Here is a 19844-nt window from a genome sequence, read left to right on the forward strand (position 1 = left end):
TAAATACATGTATTACCACTTAATATTATCAATAAAAATTTAAGTTATAAAAAATAGTTTATTAAATAATAAAGTAAGTGATAGTGATCACGTTAATGTATCATTAATTATAAATAGTGTGATTTTTATCCAAAATATACTATTGTTATATTACTAATTGTGTTTAACTGTTATATAAATTAGCGTGTAAATTGTACTATTTCCTGACGATAAGGGTTAAAGTATGTTCTCATCATTTAATGTTTTGATAATATTAAGAGGTTTCTTCAGATTGAAGAAATGGTTTAATATTGATTCTGAACTCGCCTTCTTCTTCCCTGAAAAATAATCCTTTTTATATCTATTCAAAATAATTTAATACTCTTTTCCGTTTAATTTAAATGGGAAGGCTATTTTATTTATTTTTAATTTTATTATTTAATTTATATTAAAGGTATTATCATGGCTAAAAGAATCGTAGAACCATTCCGTATTAAAATGGTAGAGAAAATCCGTGTTCCTTCAAGAGAAGAACGTGAAGCTGCATTAAAAGAAGCAGGATATAACCCATTCTTATTACCAAGTCATGCTGTCTATATTGATTTATTAACTGACTCTGGTACTAACGCAATGAGTGATCACCAGTGGGCAGCAATGATAACAGGTGATGAAGCTTATGCAGGCTCAAGAAACTATTATGATTTAAAAGATAAAGCCAAAGAGTTGTTTAACTACGATTATATTATTCCTGCTCACCAAGGACGTGGTGCTGAAAATATTCTTTTTCCAGTATTATTAAAATATAAACAAAAAGATGGAAAAGCGAAAAATCCTGTATTTATTTCTAACTTCCATTTTGACACGACAGCAGCGCACGTTGAATTAAATGGCTGTAAAGCAATTAATATTGTGACTGAAAAAGCCTTTGATTCAGAAACCTATGATGATTGGAAAGGCAATTTTGATATTGCTAAATTAAAAGAAAATATTGCTAAACATGGTGCTGATAACGTTGTTGCCATTGTTTCAACAGTGACCTGTAATAGTGCTGGTGGTCAGCCTGTTTCAATGGATAATTTAAGAGAAGTTTACGAAATTGCAAAACAACACGGTATTTTTGTTGTTATGGACTCAGCGCGTTATTGTGAAAATGCGTATTTCATTAAACAGCGTGATCCTAAATATAAAAATGCGACCATCAAAGAAGTTATTTTAGATATGTATAAATATGCTGACGCATTAACAATGTCAGCGAAGAAAGATCCTCTGTTAAATATCGGTGGTTTAGTCTCAATTCGTGATAATGAAGAAGTATTCACATTAGCAAGACAGCGCTGTGTACCAATGGAAGGCTTTGTGACTTATGGTGGTTTAGCGGGTCGTGATATGGCAGCAATGGTACAAGGTTTAGAGGAAGGTACTGAAGAAGAGTATCTACACTATCGTATTGGTCAGGTTCAATATCTGGGTGATCGTCTACGTGAAGCGGGTATTCCAATTCAATATCCTACTGGCGGACATGCTGTTTTCGTTGACTGTAAAAAACTAGTACCGCATATCCCAGGTGATCAATTCCCAGCTCAAGCTGTGATTAACGCACTTTACTTAGAATCTGGTGTTCGTGCTGTTGAAATTGGTTCGTTCTTATTGGGGCGTGATCCTGCAACGGGAGAACAAAAACACGCAGATATGGAATTTATGCGTTTAACCATTGCGCGTCGTGTCTATACCAACGACCATATGGATTATATTGCTGACGCACTTATCGGTTTAAAAGAGAAGTTTAAAACGCTTAAAGGTCTTGAGTTCGAATATGAACCACCTGTATTAAGACACTTTACTGCTAGATTAAAACCTATCAAATAAATAATACTCCACAATAATAATGGCTCTCGTGCAATGCGAGAGCCCTATCCTTATTTCAGTAAGGACTAAAAAATGGAAAATAAGTCGGTAAATAAAGAACCCTCAATTATTGTAGGGGGATTTGTGTTGGGCGGCGCCATGATCGGTGCGGGAATGTTTAGCCTACCAACAATAATGTCTGGTGCTTGGTTTATTAACTCACTCTTTATATTATTTATTGTCTGTTTCTTTATGTTTCATTCGGGAATTTATATTCTTGAATGTATATCGAAATATGGCGCAGGAACAAACTACTTTCATATATCGAAAGAGTTATTACCTAAATGGGCGTGTTATCTCGCGAATGCCTCCTTGATATTTGTATTGTATATATTAATTTATGCTTATATCTCTGCCGCGGGTTCAATCATTTATGAAGCTTCATCATTATATGGCTTTAGTCTAAACCTTAGAGTGATATTTTTTGTATTTACCATAGTACTCGGAGCAACAATATGGTGGGGAGGCGCTTGTGCCAGCCGTTTAACCTCAATATTTTTATTTATTAAGATTGTTCTATTCGTATTAGCATTCTCGGGCTTATTCTTCAAAGCGAGAGGCGATTTATTATTTACTGCTACCTTTGAAGGCAAAAGTCAATTATATCTTTATCCTTTTATTTTTATCATCATTCCTTATGCTATAACCTCTTTTGGTTATCATGGTAATGTTTGTAGCCTTTATAAGCTTTATCATGAAAATGAAAGAAAGGTCGTGAAAAGCTGTATTATTGGTTGTGTGTTAGCACTGGTGATTTATTTGCTCTGGATGATTGGTACTATGGGGAATTTACCTCGTGAGCAATTTATTACTATTATCCAAAAGGGCGGTAACTTAGATGCCTTTATTGATTCGTTATACACTGTATTAAATAGTAAATATATTGAAGGCTTTTTATTATGGTTTTCTATTAGTGCCGTATTCTGTTCATTTTTAGGGGTTGCGATTGGTTTATTCGACTATATTTTGGCATCACTAAAATTTGAAGATAACAAAACAGGGCGCTTAAAATCTGGCGTTTTATGCTTCACTCCGCCTTTACTATTATGTTTACTTTTCCCTAATGGTTTCTTAATTGCAATTGCTTATGCAGGAACCGCGGCATGTGTATGGGCAATTATTTGTCCTGCGGTTATGGCGCTAAAAGCACGCGAGAAATTCCCAAACTCAGGCTTTAAAGTGTGGGGCGGCAAAGGATTAATTTATGCCGTTATCGCTTTTGGTGCAGTGGGAATTATTTGCCAAACATTAGCACAGTTCGGTTTATTACCTATATATCGCTAATCAACCAAGATAATCAGGGAAAGAAAACCAGAGTAGCGCTATTGGATATACGTTATAATAACGTTAAGTTGTTATAATAACTGGACTATTCAATAGGTTGTCTATAATGGATAAAAAAAAACTACATATTGCAGCGGGTATTATTTGTGATCAACACAATAATGTCTTTATCACCCAACGTCCTCTAAAATCGCATATGGGGGGATTTTGGGAATTTCCGGGGGGAAAATTAGAAGATAAAGAAACCCCAGAGCAGGCGCTAGTCCGTGAGTTACAAGAAGAAATCGGTATTGATGTAACACAATGCTCCCTTTTTGAAACGGTAGAGCATGATTTTCCAGATAGACACATTACGTTATCCTTTTTCTTAGTCACACAATGGGATAATGAGCCCTATGGTAAAGAGGGGCAAAAATTCAAGTGGATATCTATTGGATCGTTAAATGCTGATGATTTTCCGCCTGCTAACCGCACTATTGTGGCGTTATTGCAGAAGTAAGTAAAAGTAGAATCGTGTTAAATAAGCGTTTATAAATAAAATAGCCACTCGATTGAGTGGCTATTTTTATGTTATTAATCAGAGTATTAAAAGTCTTTAGGCTCTTGTTGAGGAGCCTCGCTCCAATCATCACTGTCATTAATATCACTTTGGCTGGGAATGCGTTTTGATTCATCCGCCCATTCGCCTAAATCAATAAGTTGGCAACGTTTACTACAAAAAGGACGATAAGGGCTGCTTTCATTCCAAACAACTTCTGTTTGACAGGTTGGGCATTTTACAATTAATTCTTCGCTCATTATCTCTCCTAGATTTCGTTGGTGCGATTTATGCTCATATCAATAAGCATAATGTTAGCAACAAGCAATCTCAAAAGGTAGTTCTAGAGGTACTGTTCCATTTTCACTATCAAGTGGTAAAAAGCGGATCGCATAGCGATTTTTATGCCCAGAGACTTGAGGATAGATTTGGTGATCAATGGCTATCTTAAGACGTAGCAATTCACCTTCTTCAGCGCTGTCTTGATAAAAACCACGGTGACTGAGCGCGGGCTTAAATGTATCTGATTGGCGAATAAGCATGAGCAAACTATTTAATGCATTTTGTAATGGCAATAAACCCGTCAACCAGCTTTGTAATCTTTCATCACGGGTTGCTTGAGGTAAGCTTAACCACAAATGTAATGCTGGCACATCAAAGTTACAGCATCCGCCAGGAATACTTAGGCGCTGTTTAACTAAACTGATGACTTTATCTTGTTTTAAATGCTGACCAATGCGAGGTGCTTGACTTAATACGGCAGCATTTTCAGCTAATTCATCAATAATTTGAGTGACAATCGCTTTATCAACATTAGGAAATGAAAGCCATTGCTGTAATTTTTTTTGTCTTTTTTCTAATTCTTTAAGTAATTCAGCGCGGATTTCGCCACGATCAAGCACTTCAATAAATTCTGATATCGCACGGAAAAACGAGAGTGCCGTGGGTAATGAATCAATTGCACTAAAACTGTTAATCTGAATCAATGAGTTTTCAATTCTAAGCCATGAACGCATTTTTTCATTGAGGGGATGTTCGAAGATGATTGTTGTGATGTCATCACTCATGGCAATTGTCCTGTAACGCTTGTTGAGCTAATTCTAAGTAATGCTGATGGAGTTGCTTAACTTTTCCAATCATATTTTGGCTATTATCGTGATTTTCAATAATATCATCAGCGACGGCTAATCGTTCCTGTCTTTGAGCTTGAGCTTTTAAAATATTGAGAACTTGCTCTCGACTTACGCCATCTCGTTTCATGGTTCTTTCTATTTGCTCTTCCTGTGTAACATCAACAACAAGAACGCGAGAGGCGAGATGCGTTAATTTATTTTCAATTAATAATGGAACAACCCAAATAAAGTAGGGCGCTGTAATTTGCTGTATCTGTTTTTGAGTCTCTTGCTGTATCAATGGGTGAAGAAGATTGTTAACCCAAGTTTTTTCTTCATTATTTTCAAAAATAATCTGGCGCAGCTGTGCTCGGTTTAACGAGCCATCGGGTAGCAAAATGCAACCACCAAAATGCTGATGCAATGCATTTAGTCCTAAGGAGTTAGGCTCTACCACTAATCGAGCAATGATATCAGCATCAACAAGAGGTACACCTAATGAGGCAAAAGCATTAGCAACGGTAGTTTTACCACTGCCTATTCCGCCTGTAAGAGCAACCGTATAAGCCATTTGTGTTTATCTGTTTTTAATGAATTAAAATTTACTATTAGTCCAAGTATTCTAAAGCCTAATTTTGTTTTTATCACAAGATAATAACTGCAATATTTGGGTTTTATTCGGTTATTATGATAGATGATTTTCTGCTACCCTGACACCCTACCTCATAATATGTAATAGAATTACCATCAATCAATAAGTTAGTGCAATATAGAGTAACAGCATGTTACTCATAAAACTTGTGATTCACTGTATAGTATCACCTAACTGTAATATAGGAAGATACATAGCAATGATTAATGTGCCAATAATCAATGCAATGACCGTCATCAGCATTGGTTCTAACCAAGCACTAATTGTCTTTAATTGCTCATCGAGTTGATGATAAAACCAATCACTCAATTGCTGGCAAAAATAGAGTAACTGCCCTGAGCTTTCTGCACAAATAATAAACTGATAACAAATAGGTGTAAAAAGAGGCTCATTCTTCATAAATAAGCTCAACGATTTACCTTGCATAATGTGATCACTCATTTGAGAAAGGATTCGCTTATAAATAGGGTGTGTAAGTTGTTCTGTTCCTATTTTTAAGCTTTGTAATAAAGGTAATCCTGCTTGTTGTGTAATACTGATTATCTGAAAAATAAGATGTTGCTGCTGATATTTTAAAAAGTTTACCTAAATAGGGAAGATGAAGAAAGAGAGCTTGTTCAGCAAAATAAAAGGGTGATAAAGAGTAACGAATCAAACGATAAATAAATATTAACCCGATAAAGATAAACACTATCATGCAGATATAATCAGTAAGCCATTGTGAAAAATCAATAAGGGCGAGTGTTAAAAGAGGAAGTTCTGTATTAAAGGCGCTGTATAAAGATTGATATTCAGGTAAAACATAGAGCAACATAATACTGGTAATAAAAACTAATACAGTCAGTAAAAAAATAGGATATTTAAAAGCTTTTTTGATTCTTTTTACAATCTCTCGGTGTTTTTTTAACTGTATTATTTGCAGAGTAATCACTTCATCTAACTTCCCACTTTCTTCACCAATAAAAACAAAACGACTTAGTGAGGTTGGAAAATAAAGTGGATAGCGATTTAATTGTTTAGAAAGTGAGCCTCCTTGCATTAAGTTAAAAATAATATCTTCTAATACACATTGCCAATGTGAGTAACGACATTCATTTTTTAATAGTGTTAATGCAGGAAGAAGTGCTAAACCAGAACGAAGTAATAAAGCTAATTGTTCGAATAATTGAATTCGATATTGTTTATCAGCATCTTGAAATAAAACGATTTTATATAAACGGATTTTTATGGGAACTTTTTGTTGTTGAGTTAAGTTAATAAATGCTTCGTTATTAGAGGAGGCAAGTATTTTTCCAGTGCACCATTCTCCTTGATAATTTAATGCATCATAGCGATAAATTAGCTGTAATCTCATTCAATATCTCCTAGCGTTTGATAAACCTCCTCAAGTGTTGTTATGCCTTGTTTAATTAATGAAAAACCTGAATAGAGTAGATGATAAAGGGATGAGTGTGTTTGTTTTGATGGTTCAAAGCATTCATAGATAGCCGTTCTTCCGCTATAGCCTGAACAGCATTGCTGGCAACCAACAGCTTGCCAATTTGGTAATTCGACCTCTTCTTTATTTATACTAATATGCTGTTTATTGGATAAGCATATTTTACAGTGAGGGCACAAACAACGAACTAATCGTTGTGAAATAATTAAACTAACACAGGAATGAATAAGATCTTTTTCAATCCCTAAGTTATATAGACGCATTAATGTGGATGAAGCCGAATTAGTATGTAAGGTTGATAATACAAGGTGCCCTGTTTGCGCTGATTTTATTGCCATTTCAGCAGTCGATTGGTCACGTATCTCACCTACCATGATAATGTCAGGATCTTGGCGTAGTAATGCTCGTAATATTGTCGTAAATGAGATCCCTGATTTTTCAGAAATTTGAATTTGATTAATACCTTTTAGAGGTAATTCAATCGGATCTTCAACACTATTTATATTTAGGTTCTCTTTATTTAAATAGTGTAAACAACTATACAAAGTGAGTGTTTTCCCGCTTCCCGTTGGCCCTGTGACTAAAATCATTCCTTGCGGTAAATTTAAATATTTCTTTAATAGCGTTAAATGCGAGGGTTGAAAACCTAGATGATTTAATTCTGGTTGTTGTAAATTATTTATAAGTCGTAAAACAACTTTTTCACCATACAGCGTGGGGAGTGTCGCTATTCGTATAGAATAGTTTTTTTCATTATAAGACCAACTAAATTGCCCATCTTGAGGTAACCGCTTTTCTGCAATATTTAAGTTAGCAAGTACCTTTAATCGAGTGACTATTCCTTCAGAGAATTCATCTGGAGGAGATGATAATAGATATAAGTGATTATCTATTCTGGCTCGAATTCTTACACTGGTTTGTTGAGGCTCTATATGTAAATCAGAGACGCGTTTTAAAATACTTTCACGTAATAGATGCTCAATAAATTCTGTTGCAGAGTGTGTGATATCCATTCTTCACCTCTTTATACTTTTTGATTTATCTGTGTTGTCTTCAATGTTTAATGTGCGTAATAGGAACACTCAATATGAGTGCTCCTTTATATCTAAAGCACTAATATGATTTTAAAATCTCACTACACTGTTTTTGCAACGTAAGATTTGCTGTTGAACATTGTGTTTTCCATATCGGAAGAAGATCGTTAATTCCTTTCTCTGGCGACATTGTGATCGTCAGACCATCAAGCTGTGATTTTCCGATTGCACTAATCACACCGTTTAACACATTAATATCGGACAAATATCGACTACGGAATTGTTGCGGTATAAAGGTTGAATCAGAATTACAGTGTTGAGGCTCGTTTTCATAGCGACATAATTCTATTGCAGAACGATAGGGAGACAGTGTTTGCAATACATCGGTTAATGCGGCTTTTTGGATATAACCTTGATAAGCCGGAATAGCAACAGAGCTTAAAATCGAGATGATAGCAATTACAATCATAAGCTCCATAAGGGTAAAACCATTTTCATTAGAGTGATAATTAAGTACATTCATCTAGCGTCCTCCTTGAGTAATAGACACTAGAAGTATGAAAAAAAAGGACTTTATTGGCGAATAGATAAAATAAAGTTTGAGTAAAATATCGAAAAGAAAAAGGAGATATACATATTTAGCCTTTATTATTGAGGGAAAGTTCGCATTTATTGATGAGTATGCGTTAATAACATTATTGATAATGGCTAAAACAAAATAAAAGAGGGTTGATGTGGAAATTAAACAAGGTTGGCTAATCGATGCTAGACAAGTTCCTTCACCTAATCATGATAAGAGACCCGAAGGTGAGCAGCCTTCTTTATTAATTGTTCATAATATCAGTTTGCCTCCTGGCCAATTTGGTGGACCTTATATTGACCAGCTTTTCACCAATACATTATCAGAGCAAGACCATCCTTTTTTTAGTGAGATTGTTAGCTTAAGAGTATCGGCTCATTGCCTTATTCGTCGTGATGGAGAAATTGTGCAATATGTGCCTTTTACTGAGAGAGCGTGGCATGCTGGTGTTTCTTTATATAAAGGCAGAGAAAAATGTAATGATTTCTCTATTGGTATTGAGCTTGAAGGTACTGATGAATGCGATTTTACCCAGCAGCAATATCAACAATTAGTGAAGATAACTCAATCGCTTATTGCTCTTTATCCTGCTATTGAAGAAAACATTACTGGGCATAGTGATGTTGCACCAAATAGAAAAACTGATCCAGGACCTCACTTTGATTGGGCTTATTACCGCAGTTTGTTAACAAAATAACCACCTAAATCGAATTTAAAATTATAAATTATGAATTTAAATTCAAAATAATATTGCTGTCACGCTTCAGTTTGATTGTTTATGTGTTTAAAAAACGTTAAAAAATTTATTTTTAGCGTTTCTGTGTAATGCGATCTAGTTATCAATTTTGATGAATTTTTAAAATAATTTGTTAAAATTTGCAGGTTTTTATGATTTCGCTCAACAACTGTATGGACAGTTAGTGAATACTTTGTTACTTTATTATCCGTTATATTAAATTGGTATTACCAATTGACAACTCAATCACTAAGGTAATAGTTATCCAATAATGGCTTCCAGCAATATGGCTTATACAAAAATCCGCCAACCTAAGCTTTCTGATGTTATTGAGCAACAGCTTGAACATCTGATTTTAGAAGGTACTCTGCGCCCAGGAGAAAAACTCTTACCTGAGCGTGAACTGGCAAAACAATTTGATGTATCTCGCCCTTCATTGCGTGAAGCAATCCAAAAATTAGAAGCTAAAGGGTTTTTACTCCGTCGCCAAGGCGGTGGTACTTTTGTTCAGCATAATCTCTGGCAAAGTTTTAGTGATCCTTTAGCTCAACTGCTTAGCGGACACCCCGAATCTCAATTTGATCTTTTAGAAACTCGTCATGCACTTGAAGGTATTGCTGCATATTACGCTGCATTACGTGGTACTGATGAAGATCTTGAACGTATCAAAGCTAGCCATGATTGCATTTTGAAAGCCCATGAAGAGGGTGATTTAATCGCTGAGTCTGAAGCTGTATTGCAATATCAATTAATTGTCACGGAAGCTGCTCATAATGTCGTTTTATTACATCTATTACGATGCATGGTGCCAATGCTTGAGCAAAATATCCGCCAGAATTTTGAGTTTCTTTACACTCGTAAAGAGATGTTAACAGCAGTAAGTGAGCATCGTAGTCAGATTTATCAGGCTATTATTAATAGAGAGCCAGAAGCTGCGCGTGAAGCATCACATCGCCATTTGGCCTTTATTGAAGATGTTTTGTTGGATATGAGTCGTGAACATACTCGCCGTGAGCGCTCTTTGCGCCGGCTACAACAACATCCGGATTTATTTTAGTAGCACAGATCCTGACCGCTGAGTCTGTACTATCTATCGCCCTGTGATTTTCAGGGGAAGCGGTAATAACAGCAGGGCCTATCTTCCCGTCATATCAGATGGGTAGAACGGGAAGATAGGCTCCCATAACCATTAAAAACAGATAACAGATAAGGAATACACCATGTCAGATATGCTGAAAAATGACGTGGATCCGATCGAAACTCGCGACTGGTTACAAGCGATCGACTCGGTCATCCGTGAAGAAGGTGTTGAACGTGCACAGTTCCTGATTGATCAGGTATTAAAACAAGCCCGTAATGGTGGTCTTAATATCGCTTTAGGCGGTTCTGTACACAGTGATTATATCAATACCATTCCTGCTGAAGATGAACCCGCTTACCCTGGCAATCTGGAATTAGAGCGTCGTATTCGTTCTGCTATTCGCTGGAACGCAGTAATGATGGTTCTGCGTGCATCCAAAAAAGATTTGGAACTCGGCGGACACATGGCGTCATTCCAATCTTCTGCAACTTTATATGAAGTGTGCTTTAACCATTTCTTCCGTGCGCAAAATGAAACTGATGGCGGCGACTTGGTTTATTTCCAAGGTCATATCTCCCCAGGTATCTATGCACGTGCATTCTTAGAAGGTCGTTTAACAGAAGATCAATTAAACAACTTCCGTCAAGAAATTGGTGGTAAAGGTTTATCTTCTTATCCGCACCCTAAATTAATGCCTGAATTCTGGCAGTTCCCAACAGTTTCTATGGGTCTGGGACCACTATCTGCAATTTATCAGGCTAAGTTCCTGAAATATTTAAATCATCGTGGCTTGAAGAACACCACTGCACAAACTGTGTATGCGTTCTTAGGTGATGGTGAAATGGACGAACCAGAATCTAAAGGTGCTATCACTATCGCTGTTCGCGAAAAATTAGATAACCTGTGCTTCGTTGTTAACTGTAACTTACAGCGCCTTGATGGCCCAGTGACAGGTAACGGTAAAATTGTTAACGAACTAGAAGGTATCTTCGCAGGTGCTGGCTGGAACGTTATCAAAGTGATGTGGGGCGACCGTTGGGACGAACTGCTGCGTAAAGACACTTCTGGTAAACTCGTTCAATTAATGAACGAAACACTGGATGGTGACTACCAAACGTTTAAATCTCGTGACGGTGCTTACGTTCGTGAACACTTCTTCAATCGCTACCCAGAAACTGCTGCATTAGTTAAAGACATGACTGATGACGAGATTTGGGCATTAAACCGCGGTGGTCACGATCCGAAGAAAGTCTTTGCTGCATTCCAAAAAGCAAAAGAGACTAAAGGTAAACCAACTGTTATTTTAGCTCAAACCATCAAAGGTTATGGTATGGGTGAAACGGCAGAAGGTAAAAACATCGCTCACCAAGTTAAGAAAATGAACATGGATGGCGTTCACCATTTCCGTGATCGTTTCAATATTCCTGTTGCTGATGAGCAAATCAAAGACCTGCCTTATATTACTTTTGACAAAGAGTCAGAAGAGTACAAATACCTGCACGCACGTCGTCAGGATTTAGGCGGTTACTTACCAGCTCGTCGTCCACGTTTTGAAGAAAAACTGGATATCCCAACACTGGAAGATTTCAGCCAATTACTGGAAGAACAATCTAAAGAGATTTCAACAACTATCGCATTCGTTCGTGCTCTGAACGTGATGTTGAAAAACAAATCTATCAAAGATCGTTTAGTTCCAATTATTGCTGACGAAGCACGTACTTTCGGTATGGAAGGTCTGTTCCGTCAAATCGGTATTTATAGCCCGAATGGCCAACAATATACGCCTCAAGACCGTGAGCAAGTTGCTTACTATAAAGAAGACGTTAAAGGTCAGATTCTGCAAGAAGGTATCAATGAACTGGGTGCTGGCGCATCTTGGTTAGCGGCTGCAACATCTTACAGCACTAACAATCTGCCAATGATCCCATTCTATATCTACTACTCAATGTTTGGTTTCCAACGTATTGGCGACTTATGCTGGGCAGCAGGCGACCAACAAGCACGTGGTTTCTTAGTAGGTGGTACTTCAGGTCGTACAACACTTAACGGTGAAGGCTTACAGCACGAAGATGGTCATAGCCATATTCAATCGCTGACTATCCCTAACTGTATCTCTTATGATCCAGCATTCGCTTATGAAGTTGCTGTTATCATGCAAGACGGTTTAGAGCGTATGTATGGTGATAAACAAGAAAACGTTTATTACTACATCACTACACTGAACGAAAACTACCATATGCCAGCAATGCCAGCCGGTGTTGAAGAAGGTATCCGTAAAGGTATCTACAAACTGAAATCACACGAAGGTGCGAAAGGTAAAGTTCAGTTACTGGGTTCAGGTTCTATCCTGCGTCACGTTCGTGAAGCCGCAGAAATCCTGTCTGCTGAATACGGTATTGGTTCTGATGTTTATAGCGTAACTTCATTCACTGAATTGGCTCGTGATGGTCAAGATTGTGAACGTTGGAACATGCTGCACCCATCAGAAACACCACGCGTACCTTACATCGCTCAAATTATGAATGATGCACCAGCTGTTGCGTCTACTGACTACATGAAATTGTTTGCTGAACAAGTTCGTACTTATGTACCAGCAGATGATTACCGCGTATTAGGTACTGATGGTTTCGGTCGTTCTGATAGCCGTGAAAACCTGCGTCACCACTTTGAAGTTGATACTTCTTATGTGATTGTTGCTGCATTAGGTGAATTAGCTAAACGTGGTGAGATTGATGTGAAGGTTGTTGAAGAAGCAATCAAAAAATACAACATCAACCCTGAAAAAGTAAACCCACGTCTGGCGTAAGAGGTAAAGTGAATGTCTATTGAAATTAAAGTCCCAGATATCGGTGCTGATGAAGTTGAAGTCACCGAAGTGATGGTGAAAGTGGGTGACCGTATTGAGGAAGAACAATCCTTAATCACCGTAGAAGGCGATAAAGCGTCTATGGAAGTCCCATCACCACAAGCGGGTATTGTTAAAGAGATCAAAATTGCCGTAGGCGATAAAGTCCAAACGGGTTCTCTTATCATGATTTTTGAAGCAGAAGGTGCCGCGCAAGCAGCACCAGCTCAAGCAGCTGCACCAGCCGCAGCACCTGCAACAGCTGCGCTGAAAGAAGTTCACGTTCCAGATATTGGTGGTGACGAAGTTGAAGTCACTGAAGTGATGGTAAAAGTGGGCGATAGCGTTGCTGAAGAACAATCACTGATTACTGTTGAAGGCGACAAAGCTTCAATGGAAGTACCAGCACCATTTGCTGGCGTAGTGAAAGAAATTAAAATTGCAACAGGTGATAAAGTGAGCACAGGCTCTCTTATCATGGTATTTGAAGTTGCAGGTAGCGCACCTGTTGCTCAAGCAGCACCAGCACAAGCTCCAACGGCATCTGCACCAGCAGCATCTGCTGTGAAAGAAGTGAATGTTCCAGATATCGGCGGTGATGAAGTTGAAGTTACTGAAGTGATGGTGAAAGTAGGTGATTCCATCTCTGAAGAACAATCTCTGATCACAGTTGAAGGTGACAAAGCTTCAATGGAAGTGCCAGCACCATTTGCAGGTGTGGTTAAAGAGATCAAAATTGCAGTGGGTGACAAAGTGAAAACTGGCTCACTGATCATGACTTTCGAAGTTGCCGGTGCAGCGCCTGTCGCTCAAGCACCAGCAGCAACCGCGCCAGCGCCAGCAAGTTCTGCACCAGTAGCACCAGCTAAAGCACAAGCGACTGCGCCAGCTGCGAAAGAAGAGTTTGTTGAAAATGATGCTTATGTTCATGCAACACCAGTTATTCGTCGCTTAGCGCGCGAATTCGGTGTGAATTTAGCGAAAGTAAAAGGTACTGGTCGTAAAGGTCGTATCTTACGTGAAGACGTTCAGTCTTACGTGAAAGAATTAATTAAACGTGCTGAATCAGCGCCAGCTAATGCAGGTGGCGGATTACCTGGCATGTTACCTTGGCCGAAAGTTGACTTCAGCAAGTTTGGTGAAATTGAAGAAGTTGAATTAAGCCGTATCCAGAAGATCTCTGGTGCTAACTTAAGCCGTAACTGGGTGATGATCCCTCACGTAAATCTGTTTGATGAAGCAGATATTACTGAGGTTGAAGAATTCCGTAAGCAGCAAAATAAAGAAGCAGAGAAGAAAAAACTGGATGTTAAGATCACGCCATTAGTCTTCGTAATGAAAGCAGCAGCGAAAGCGCTGGCAGATATGCCTCGTTTTAACAGCTCTATCTCTGAAGATGGACAGAAACTGATCCTGAAAAAATACATCAATATCGGTATCGCAGTAGATACACCTAACGGTCTTGTTGTTCCTGTTTTCAAAGATGTTAACAAAAAAGGCATTATCGAACTGTCTTATGAGTTAGCTGAAGTTTCTAAGAAAGCGCGTGCAGGTAAACTGACAGCAGCAGATATGCAAGGCGGATGTTTCACTATTTCTAGCCTTGGTGGTATCGGTACTACCGGTTTTGCACCAATCGTTAACGCACCAGAAGTTGCGATTATGGGACTTTCCCGTTCTTCTATGAAACCTGTATGGAATGGTAAAGAATTCGTACCACGCTTGATTTTACCAATGTCACTATCTTTCGATCACCGTGTGATCGATGGTGCTGATGGTGCTCGATTCATCACTCTGATTAATCAGTACATGAGTGATTTACGTCGTTTGGTAATGTAATTTTAAAACCGGTGCTTAGCGCCGGTTTCTCTGATTACAGTGATGGGTTTTACAGTCATACATCTTAGGTTGTGAGATCCGTCATGTTAGAGCGCTTTTCAGTTTATTAACATTTCTGTAAACTGCATGCGGTATGTAAGTCTCGGTGTTAAATATGGATTATCGTCTGACTCGCCGGACAAATAAATAATGAGGTCACGATGAGTACTGAAATTAAAGCACAGGTAGTGGTTCTCGGTGCAGGCCCTGCGGGTTATTCCGCGGCGTTCCGTTGCGCTGACTTAGGTTTAGAAACAGTTTTAGTTGAACGTCACTCTACTTTAGGTGGTGTTTGTCTGAACGTGGGTTGTATCCCTTCTAAAGCGTTACTCCACGTTGCTAAAGTTATCGAAGAAGCGAAAGCATTGTCTGAACACGGTGTTGTATTTGACGCACCAAAAACAGATATCGACAAAATTCGCATCTGGAAAGATAAAGTTATCTCTCAGTTAACGGGTGGCTTAGCGGGCATGGCTAAAGGCCGTAAAGTTACTGTCGTTAATGGCGAAGCACGATTCACTGGTTCTCACACATTGTCTGTTGAAGGTGCTGAAGGTACAACTACCATCACTTTTGACAATGCAATCGTTGCTGCCGGCTCACGTCCAATCGAATTACCATTCATTCCACATGAAGATCCTCGTGTATGGGACTCAACAGATGCACTGCAACTGAAAACCGTACCAGAGCGTTTACTGGTTATGGGTGGTGGTATCATCGGTCTGGAAATGGGAACGGTTTATCACTCTCTGGGTTCTCAGATTGACGTAGTTGAAATGTTTGATCAGGTTATTCCTGCTGCTGATAAAGACGTGGTTAAAGTATTTACCAAACGTATCAGCAAGAAATTTAACCTGATGCTAGAAACCAAAGTAACTGCGGTTGAAGCAAAAGAAGATGGCATCTACGTAACAATGGAAGGCAAAAAAGCCCCAGCAGAACCACAACGTTACGATGCAGTATTAGTTGCTATCGGTCGTGTACCTAACGGTAAACTGTTAGACGCGGGTAAAGCAGGTATCGAAGTTGATGATCGTGGCTTTATCCATGTTGATAAACAAATGCGTACTAACGTACCTCACATCTTTGCTATCGGTGACATCGTTGGTCAACCAATGCTGGCTCACAAAGGTGTCCATGAAGGTCACGTTGCAGCAGAAGTTATCTCTGGTAAGAAACATTACTTCGATCCTAAAGTTATTCCATCAATCGCTTATACTGAACCAGAAGTTGCATGGGTTGGTATGACTGAAAAAGAAGCGAAAGAGAAAGGTGTTAGCTATGAAGTGGCTTCTTTCCCTTGGGCGGCATCAGGCCGTGCAATCGCATCAGATTGTGCTGATGGTATGACTAAACTGATTTTCGACAAAGAAACTAACCGTGTTATCGGTGGTGCAATTGTTGGTTCTAACGGTGGTGAACTGTTAGGTGAAATCGGTCTGGCAATTGAAATGGGTTGTGATGCTGAAGATATCGCATTAACTATCCACGCTCACCCAACGTTATACGAATCAATTGGTATGGCTGCGGAAGTATTTGAAGGTAGCATCACTGACCTGCCAAATCCAAAAGCGAAAAAGAAAAAATAAGCGACTCGTTTACTGAAAACAGTTTACTAAAGTTGTTTAAATGATAAGGGCTAAGTTCTTTATAGAACTTGGCTCTTTTTTTATGGTTTCTATTTAGAATATGACTGTTTTGTGAAGACTCATATCGATTATTATGTGCATTAGTCGTTTATTTAACCGTTAATTTCACTTTAGTGCTAATTTGGGTATTAAAAAAACTATAAAAAGTGTGGTTATTAACCCAAATCTTGGTTAAAAGTCTCTGTTATATATTTTGTTTAAGTGTTTTAATCTGAATAAGTGGATATTTGAATCTGATTAATGTTACTTTTATGTGAACGAATTAACATCGTGTTGAAGATTTGCTATGCTGATAGCCCTTAGCTGGGCATAATTTTACAACCTCTTATGTTTTATGCGAGCAAAAGATCCTCTGACCTGGCATCCTTCAACAGACAGGGTGCAGACAGCCGGGTTATACAAAATGACAAAGAAGCGAGGAGACAGTCGTGCTAGAAGAATACCGTAAGCACGTAGCAGAGCGTGCAGCTGAAGGTGTCGTTCCAAAACCTCTCGATGCCACACAAACAGCCGCACTTGTTGAGCTATTAAAAAATCCCCCTAAAGGTGAAGAAGAATTTCTTCTTGATTTAATTGTTAACCGCGTTCCACCCGGAGTTGATGAAGCTGCCTATGTTAAGGCGGGCTTTTTAACTGCCCTCGCGAAAGGCGAAACCACATCACCTCTTATCACACCAGAAAAAGCTGTTGAATTATTAGGCACCATGCAAGGTGGCTATAATATCCATGCATTAATTGAGTCTCTGGAAAATGATAAGTTAGCACCAATTGCAGCCAAAGCGCTTTCTCACACATTACTGATGTTTGATAACTTCTATGATGTTGAGGAAAAAGCGAAAGCAGGCAACGTTTATGCTAAGCAAATTATGCAATCTTGGGCTGATGCACAGTGGTTTACTGAGCGCCCTGCACTAGCGGAAAAAATTACTGTTACCGTATTTAAAGTCACTGGTGAAACTAATACCGATGACTTATCTCCAGCACCTGATGCTTGGTCCCGCCCTGATATCCCATTACATGCTTTAGCAATGCTGAAAAATGCGCGCGAAGGCATTGAGCCTGACCAGCCGGGTAGCGTAGGCCCAATTAAACAAATCGAAGCATTAAATAAGAAAGGCTTCCCACTGGCTTATGTTGGTGATGTTGTTGGGACTGGCTCATCACGTAAATCAGCAACTAACTCTGTACTCTGGTTTATGGGAGACGACATTCCGTTCGTTCCTAATAAACGAGGTGGTGGTGTTGTTCTTGGCGGCAAAATCGCGCCTATCTTCTTTAATACTATGGAAGATGCGGGAGCACTCCCAATCGAAGTCGATGTTTCTAAATTAAATATGGGTGATGTTATTGATATTTACCCATACAAAGGTGAAATTCGTAACCATGAAACAAATGAGTTACTGGAAACCTTTGAGCTGAAAACAGAAGTATTAATTGATGAAGTGCGTGCTGGTGGTCGTATTCCATTGATCATTGGTCGTGGATTAACGTCAAAAGCGCGTGAATCGCTAGGTTTACCGGTTAGCACATTGTTCCGTCATGCTAAACCTGTTGAAGAAAGCAACCGTGGATTCTCTTTAGCACAGAAAATGGTTGGTCGTGCTTGTGGTCGTACAGGTATTCGCCCTGGCGAATATTGCGAACCAAAAATGACCTCTGTGGGTTCACAAGATACCACAGGTCCAATGACCCGTGATGAGCTAAAAGACTTGGCGTGTCTTGGTTTCTCTGCTGATTTAGTGATGCAATCATTCTGTCATACCGCGGCCTATCCAAAACCAGTAGATGTTACAACACATCACACCTTACCTGATTTTATTATGAACCGTGGCGGAGTTTCACTGCGTCCTGGTGACGGTATTATCCACTCATGGTTAAACCGCATGTTACTGCCTGATACTGTTGGTACAGGCGGTGACTCACATACTCGTTTCCCTATTGGTATCTCATTCCCAGCAGGTTCAGGCTTAGTGGCTTTTGCTGCGGCAACAGGAGTAATGCCATTAGATATGCCAGAATCTGTTCTGGTACGTTTTAAAGGTGAAATGCAACCGGGTGTGACACTGCGTGATTTAGTTCATGCTATTCCTTATTACGCGATCCAAGACGGTTTACTGACAGTTGAGAAAAAAGGTAAGAAAAATATTTTCTCTGGTCGTATTCTTGAGATTGAAGGCTTACCAGAGCTTAAAGTAGAACAGGCATTTGAGCTTGCTGACGCATCAGCAGAGCGCTCAGCAGCAGGTTGTACGATTAAACTGGATAAAGCGCCTATCATTGAATATCTGCAATCTAATATCATCTTACTGAAATGGATGATTGCTGAAGGTTATGGCGACCGCCGTACTATCGAACGTCGTATTACATCAATGGAAAACTGGCTGAAAGATCCTCAATTACTTGAAGCTGATGCAGATGCAGAATATGCGGCTGTTATCGAAATCGATTTAAATGAGATCAAAGAGCCAATTTTATGTGCGCCGAATGATCCTGATGATGCACGTCTGCTCTCAGAAGTGGCAAACAGCAAAATTGATGAAGTGTTTATTGGTTCTTGTATGACCAATATTGGTCACTTCCGTGCTGCGGGTAAACTGCTTGATCAGCATAAAGGTCAATTACCAACACGTTTATGGGTTGCACCACCAACAAAAATGGATGCGGCACAATTAACGGAAGAAGGCTATTACAGCGTCTTTGGTAAGAGTGGTGCGCGTATCGAAGTGCCGGGTTGTTCATTGTGTATGGGTAACCAAGCACGCGTTGCTGATGGTGCAACAGTGGTTTCAACATCGACACGTAACTTCCCTAATCGTTTAGGTACAGGTGCGAATGTGTATCTTGCTTCTGCGGAGCTTGCCGCAGTTGCGTCATTATTAGGTCGTTTACCTGAGCCACAAGAGTATCTGGACTTTATGAGTAAAGTGGATGAAACCGCAGAAGATACTTATCGCTATTTAAACTTTGACCAACTAGAGCAATATACAGATAAAGCAGACCAAGTTATTTTCCAAACAACGGTATAACGATTAATTTATTGCTTTAAAGTATTTTATATGAACAAACGGGAGGCAAATGCCTCCCGTTTTTTGTTATTTTTGTCATAATAAGAATAAGATATTTTTTATCAAAA

At 38.9% G+C, this 19844-nt stretch carries 17 protein-coding genes; 10 read left to right on the plus strand and 7 right to left on the minus strand.

Features of this window, described 5'->3' with window-relative positions; genetic code table 11:
- Positions 1-223 precede the first annotated feature (223 nt).
- From tnaC to mutT, 4 genes are all read left to right on the plus strand, one after another.
- Positions 224-328, plus strand: a complete 105-nt coding sequence (gene tnaC / locus ABN212_RS18855; protein WP_071788547.1) for a tryptophanase leader peptide — start codon at positions 224-226, stop codon at positions 326-328.
- 113 nt (positions 329-441) lie between these two features.
- Positions 442-1845 carry a tryptophanase gene (locus ABN212_RS04975; protein WP_075670808.1) on the plus strand — a complete coding sequence of 468 codons (1404 nt, stop codon included), beginning with the start codon at positions 442-444 and terminating at the stop codon, positions 1843-1845.
- 72 nt (positions 1846-1917) lie between these two features.
- Complete coding sequence (locus ABN212_RS04980) at positions 1918-3168, plus strand: aromatic amino acid transporter (protein ID WP_196533390.1); 1251 nt, start codon at positions 1918-1920, stop codon at positions 3166-3168.
- Between the two features lie 106 nt (positions 3169-3274).
- Positions 3275-3667, plus strand: coding sequence for an 8-oxo-dGTP diphosphatase MutT (gene mutT, locus ABN212_RS04985; protein ID WP_109371122.1), 393 nt, complete (start codon positions 3275-3277; stop codon positions 3665-3667).
- An 86-nt stretch (positions 3668-3753) separates the two neighbouring features.
- Here the strand turns inward: mutT and yacG are convergent, their stop codons facing one another.
- From yacG to ppdD, 7 genes are all read right to left on the minus strand, one after another.
- A complete protein-coding gene (yacG, locus tag ABN212_RS04990) occupies positions 3754-3966 on the minus strand; it encodes a DNA gyrase inhibitor YacG (protein ID WP_088494938.1) in 213 nt (70 codons plus the stop codon).
- A gap of 54 nt (positions 3967-4020) precedes the next feature.
- Positions 4021-4773 (minus strand): cell division protein ZapD, encoded by a 753-nt coding sequence (gene zapD, locus ABN212_RS04995; RefSeq protein WP_196533392.1) that lies wholly within the window; start codon positions 4771-4773, stop codon positions 4021-4023.
- Complete coding sequence (gene coaE, locus ABN212_RS05000) at positions 4766-5389, minus strand: dephospho-CoA kinase (protein WP_109371118.1); 624 nt, start codon at positions 5387-5389, stop codon at positions 4766-4768. The genes zapD and coaE overlap by 8 nt, the downstream gene beginning before the upstream one ends.
- A 234-nt stretch (positions 5390-5623) precedes the next feature.
- Positions 5624-6022, minus strand: coding sequence for a type II secretion system F family protein (locus tag ABN212_RS05005; RefSeq protein ID WP_349442993.1), 399 nt, complete (start codon positions 6020-6022; stop codon positions 5624-5626).
- Entirely contained in the window at positions 5928-6824 is an 897-nt protein-coding gene (locus tag ABN212_RS05010) for a type II secretion system F family protein (RefSeq protein ID WP_349442966.1), read from the minus strand. The genes ABN212_RS05005 and ABN212_RS05010 overlap by 95 nt, the downstream gene beginning before the upstream one ends.
- Positions 6821-7921 carry an ATPase, T2SS/T4P/T4SS family gene (locus ABN212_RS05015; protein ID WP_198620819.1) on the minus strand — a complete coding sequence of 367 codons (1101 nt, stop codon included), beginning with the start codon at positions 7919-7921 and terminating at the stop codon, positions 6821-6823. The genes ABN212_RS05010 and ABN212_RS05015 overlap by 4 nt, the downstream gene beginning before the upstream one ends.
- 100 nt (positions 7922-8021) lie before the next feature.
- Positions 8022-8465, minus strand: a complete 444-nt coding sequence (ppdD, locus tag ABN212_RS05020; protein WP_198620818.1) for a prepilin peptidase-dependent pilin — start codon at positions 8463-8465, stop codon at positions 8022-8024.
- 211 nt (positions 8466-8676) lie between these two features.
- Between ppdD and ampD the strand changes: the two genes are divergently transcribed.
- The 6 genes from ampD (at position 8677) to acnB (ending at position 19737) form a co-directional block, all read left to right on the plus strand.
- Complete coding sequence (gene ampD, locus ABN212_RS05025) at positions 8677-9219, plus strand: 1,6-anhydro-N-acetylmuramyl-L-alanine amidase AmpD (RefSeq protein ID WP_198620817.1); 543 nt, start codon at positions 8677-8679, stop codon at positions 9217-9219.
- Positions 9220-9544: 325 nt separating this feature from the next.
- Entirely contained in the window at positions 9545-10315 is a 771-nt protein-coding gene (gene pdhR / locus ABN212_RS05030; protein WP_109371481.1) for a pyruvate dehydrogenase complex transcriptional repressor PdhR, read from the plus strand.
- A gap of 163 nt (positions 10316-10478) precedes the next feature.
- Positions 10479-13145: a pyruvate dehydrogenase (acetyl-transferring), homodimeric type gene (gene aceE / locus ABN212_RS05035; protein ID WP_349442967.1), complete on the plus strand. Its 2667-nt coding sequence runs from the start codon at positions 10479-10481 to the stop codon at positions 13143-13145.
- Between the two features lie 12 nt (positions 13146-13157).
- On the plus strand, positions 13158-15023 hold the full coding sequence (gene aceF, locus ABN212_RS05040; RefSeq protein ID WP_349442968.1) for a pyruvate dehydrogenase complex dihydrolipoyllysine-residue acetyltransferase: 1866 nt from the start codon (positions 13158-13160) through the stop codon (positions 15021-15023).
- 200 nt (positions 15024-15223) lie between these two features.
- Positions 15224-16651, plus strand: coding sequence for a dihydrolipoyl dehydrogenase (lpdA, locus tag ABN212_RS05045; protein WP_075670832.1), 1428 nt, complete (start codon positions 15224-15226; stop codon positions 16649-16651).
- Positions 16652-17139: 488 nt separating this feature from the next.
- A complete protein-coding gene (gene acnB, locus ABN212_RS05050) occupies positions 17140-19737 on the plus strand; it encodes a bifunctional aconitate hydratase 2/2-methylisocitrate dehydratase (RefSeq protein ID WP_198620815.1) in 2598 nt (865 codons plus the stop codon).
- The last annotated feature ends 107 nt before the right edge of the window (positions 19738-19844 follow it).

Source organism: Proteus genomosp. 6 (genome assembly GCF_040139785.1).
Lineage (GTDB): Bacteria > Pseudomonadota > Gammaproteobacteria > Enterobacterales > Enterobacteriaceae > Proteus.